The organism is Actinomadura montaniterrae (assembly GCF_008923365.1).
Taxonomy (GTDB): Bacteria; Actinomycetota; Actinomycetes; order Streptosporangiales; family Streptosporangiaceae; genus Spirillospora; species Spirillospora montaniterrae.
The window spans coordinates 1-3,615 of record NZ_WBMR01000415.1 but is presented as its reverse complement, the minus strand read 5'-3'; the positions used below and the strand labels follow the sequence as shown (position 1 = coordinate 3,615).

Annotated in this window: 4 protein-coding genes; all 4 read left to right on the top strand. The window is 71.3% G+C overall.

All coding sequences use genetic code 11. The features are described from left to right. Nucleotides 1–390, top strand: a 390-nt coding sequence (locus F9B16_RS49725; protein WP_192809400.1) for a helix-turn-helix domain-containing protein, incomplete at its 5' end; no start/stop codon positions are given. 136 nt (nucleotides 391–526) lie between these two features. Beyond that, a complete protein-coding gene (locus F9B16_RS49720; RefSeq protein WP_151547239.1) occupies nucleotides 527–883 on the top strand; it encodes a histone-like nucleoid-structuring protein Lsr2 in 357 nt (118 codons plus the stop codon). Between the two features lie 17 nt (nucleotides 884–900). After that, complete coding sequence (locus tag F9B16_RS49715; protein WP_151547238.1) at nucleotides 901–1,230, top strand: histone-like nucleoid-structuring protein Lsr2; 330 nt, start codon at nucleotides 901–903, stop codon at nucleotides 1,228–1,230. 198 nt (nucleotides 1,231–1,428) lie between these two features. Continuing rightward, a complete protein-coding gene (locus tag F9B16_RS49710) occupies nucleotides 1,429–3,306 on the top strand; it encodes a CASTOR/POLLUX-related putative ion channel (protein WP_318839307.1) in 1,878 nt (625 codons plus the stop codon). The last annotated feature ends 309 nt before the right edge of the window (nucleotides 3,307–3,615 follow it).

The following is a 3,615-nucleotide window of genomic DNA, read 5'->3' as shown; positions in this document are numbered from 1 at the left end:
CGCGCCCGCGCCGGGAACGGCAAGGCGAGCACCGGCGGGCGCGGGTCCCGGCGCGGCGGGCTGCTCGTCCGCGCCGACGAGCACCTGCCTGAGCTGCTGCTGCAGGAGGGCGCGTCGCTGGCGGCGCTGGTGGCGGCGCGGCGCCTCGCCCCGCTGGAGGCCGCGGGGCAGCGGCAGGGCGTCCGGCTGGCCGAGACGCTGCTGGAATGCATGAAGCACGGCTTCAACGCGACGGGCGCGGCCGAGGTGCTGTGCGTGCATCCGCAGACCGTCCGGTACCGGCTCGCGCAACTCCACGAGATGTTCGACTTCGACATCGAGGACCCCGATCTCCGCCTCGAGATGATGCTCCTGCTCAGCACCTGGATCCGAGCGCGTTCCGCTTCCTGACCGCCTCCCGCGCGACTCGCGCGCCGATCCGCGCGCCTTTTCCCGTGCCGCGCCGCGCCGCGACGTCATGGTGGGGCGCGGAATCCGCTACGGTCAGGGGCGCCGCGTAGGCGAGGGGAAGGAACACAAGGTACAGATGGCCGAGAAGGTCATTCGAGTCGACGACATCGACGGCTCCGAAGGGGACGATGTCGCCAAGCGGGACTTCGAGGTCCTGGGTCGGACGTTCACGATCGACCTGAGCGATGACAACTACAAGCGGTTGAACGAGATGCTGGACGCGCTCGCGCCCTTCATCGAGAACGCCGCGGAGGTGAAGCCCGCGGGGAAGGGCCGCAAGGCCCGGGTGGCGAAGATCAAGGGCTACACGAACGGCGATGTCCGCGAGTGGGCATTGCGCGAGGGCGTCGAAGTCTCCGAACGTGGCAAGATATCGGATGAGGTCTATGCTGCATTCATCGACGCTCATCCGGACGCGAAGCCGGACGCATAGCTAGAGGGAGTCCCCGCATGGCACAGAAGGTCGAAGTCCTTCTCGTGGACGACATCGACGGTGGCGAGGCCGACGAGACGGTCAGCTTTTCACTCGATGGCACCAGTTACGAGATCGACCTGAGCAAGAAGAACGCCGCGAAGCTGCGCGACGGGCTGGAGCCGTTCGTGGCCGGCGCCCGCAAGGCGCGCAAGCCGGCGGGCCGGCAGGCGCGCGGCACCCGTACCGCGGGCAGCCGCGAGCGCTCCGCCGAGATTCGCGAGTGGGCGAAGAACCACGGCATCAAGGTCAATGAGCGGGGCCGTATCCCCGCCAATGTGATCGAGCAGTACGAGGCCGCGCACTAGCGCTCCGCGCGGCCGGCCGAGTTCCGGCAGAGCGCCGAGGGGCCGGAGTGAAATTCTCACTCCGGCCCCTCACGCATTAGTGCGCACCGGGCAAATCGCCTTTCGCTCGGCATTCCCCGAATTCCGCATGGCGGACATCATCGGCGCGCAAGTCGGTAGGGTGGCGCCCGGGGGGCCGGCAAAGGGGGGCAAGCGGGGTTGAAGCACGCGACGCGACGGGACCGTGCCCGGTACTGGTTCGACACCACCATGTCGAAGGGGACGCCGGCGCTCATCGGCTGGCTCGGGCTCGCCTCGGCGGCGCTCGTGCTCGTGGTGGCGACGGCCGCGGTCGTCGTCGCGCCGCGCGACAGCGGCCGCAACGGGCACTGGCCCGGCATGGTGTGGCGCAGCCTGCTGCGCACCCTCGACCCCGGCACGATGGGCGGCGACAGCGGCGGCGTCGCGTTCCTCGGCCTGATGCTGGTCGCCACGGTCGGCGGCATCTTCATCGTCAGCTCGCTCATCGGCGTCATCACCACCGGCCTGGAAAGCAAGATCACCGAGCTGCGCAAGGGCCGGTCCCGGATCGTCGAGCACGACCACACCGTGCTGCTCGGCTGGTCGGAGCAGGTGTTCACGGTCGTCGCCGAGCTGGTGGAGGCCAACCAGAGCGAGCGGCGCTCGTGCGTGGCGATCCTCGCCGACCGCGACAAGGTCGAGATGGAGGACGCCCTCCGCGCGCGGGTCGGCGAGTTCGGCCGGACCCGGATCGTGTGCCGCACCGGCAACCCGCTGAAGGTCGCCGACCTGGAGCTGGTCAGCCCCGGCACCGCGCGCTCCATCATGGTGATCTCGCCGGAGGTCGAGGACGCCGACACCCACGTCATCAAGGTGCTGCTGTCGCTCGGCGCGCGCGCCTGGGAGCGGCGCCGCCCGCACGTCGTCGCGGCGGTGCACGACTCGGCGAACCTGCCCGCGGCCCGGCTGGCCGGCGGCGACGCCGCGCGGGTCATCGACGCCGACGACATCGCGATCCGGCTGATCGTGCAGTCGCACCGGCAGTCCGGGCTGTCGCAGGTCTGCACCGACCTGCTCGACTTCGCCGGGCACGAGTTCTACATGCGGGCCGAGCCGTCGCTGGCGGGCCTGACGTTCGGCGAGACGCTGTCGCGCTACGACCTCGGCGTCCCGGCGGGGCTGCGGCACGGCGACGGGACGGTGGCGCTGAACCCGCCGATGGACACCCCGGTCAGCGCCGACGACGAGATCATCGTGCTGGCCGAGGACGACCTGCTGATCCGGCTCGCGTCCGGTCCGCCGCCGGCCGTCCGGGAGCGGGCGATCACCACGGCGACCGCGCGGGAGCCGGTGCCGGAGCGGACCCTGCTGCTCGGCTGGAACCACCGCGCCCAGAAGATCATCGAGCTGCTGGACGAGTTCCTCGCGCCCGGGTCGGCGCTGACGGTCGCCGCGCCGCGCGAGGACCCGACCGGCGCCCTCGGCCCGCTCGCCAACCTCAAGGTCGGGTTCGTGGCCGCGGAGCCGACCGAGCGGCCGTCGCTGGAGTCCCTGGACGTCGGCTCGTACCAGCACGTCATCGTGCTGTCGGAGGCCGGCTACGACCGCGAGCACGCCGACGCGCGCACGCTGGTGACGCTGCTGCACCTGCGCGACATGGAGGACGCGCTCGGCGACCCGTTCTCCATCGTCAGCGAGATCAACGACGACGCCAACCGGGAGGTCGCGCAGGTCACCAAGGCCGACGACTTCGTCGTCAGCGACAAGCTGATCAGCCTGATGCTGACCCAGCTGAGCGAGAACCGGCACCTGTACGACGTGTTCGCCGACCTGCTCGACCCGGCCGGGTCGGAGATCTACCTCAAGCCCGCCTGCGACTACCTCGTGCCGGGCGGCACCGCCGACTTCGCGACGCTGATCGAGTCGGCGCGGCGGCGCGGCGAGGTCGCGCTCGGCTACCGGCTCATCGACCGGTACCACGAGCCGCCCGGGTACGGCGTGGTCCTCAACCCCGGCAAGACGGCCCCGCTGGTGCTGTCCGCACGGGATCGCGTCATCGTCCTCGCGGAGAACTGACGCCGTCCTCGCGGAGAACTGACGCCCGCGCGCACACGGCCCTCCGTTACGGACGGACCGGAATGCGGGGCGGCGGAAATGGCGGTGCGCGAACGGCCGCGGATCGCCCACAATTGGACCGACGGGGTGATCAATCGTGGGCGATCAGATGTTGCGGCTGGGAGCGCGCATAGCCGAGATCGAGGCGCTGTACGGCTGCGCGCTGGACGAGCGGGACGGCCGCGCCGCGCGCCGGCTGCTGGCCGAGCTGGCACGGGCGGGGGCCCGGCTGGCCGAGGAGGCGGACCGGGCGGCCGGGCCCGCCCGGCG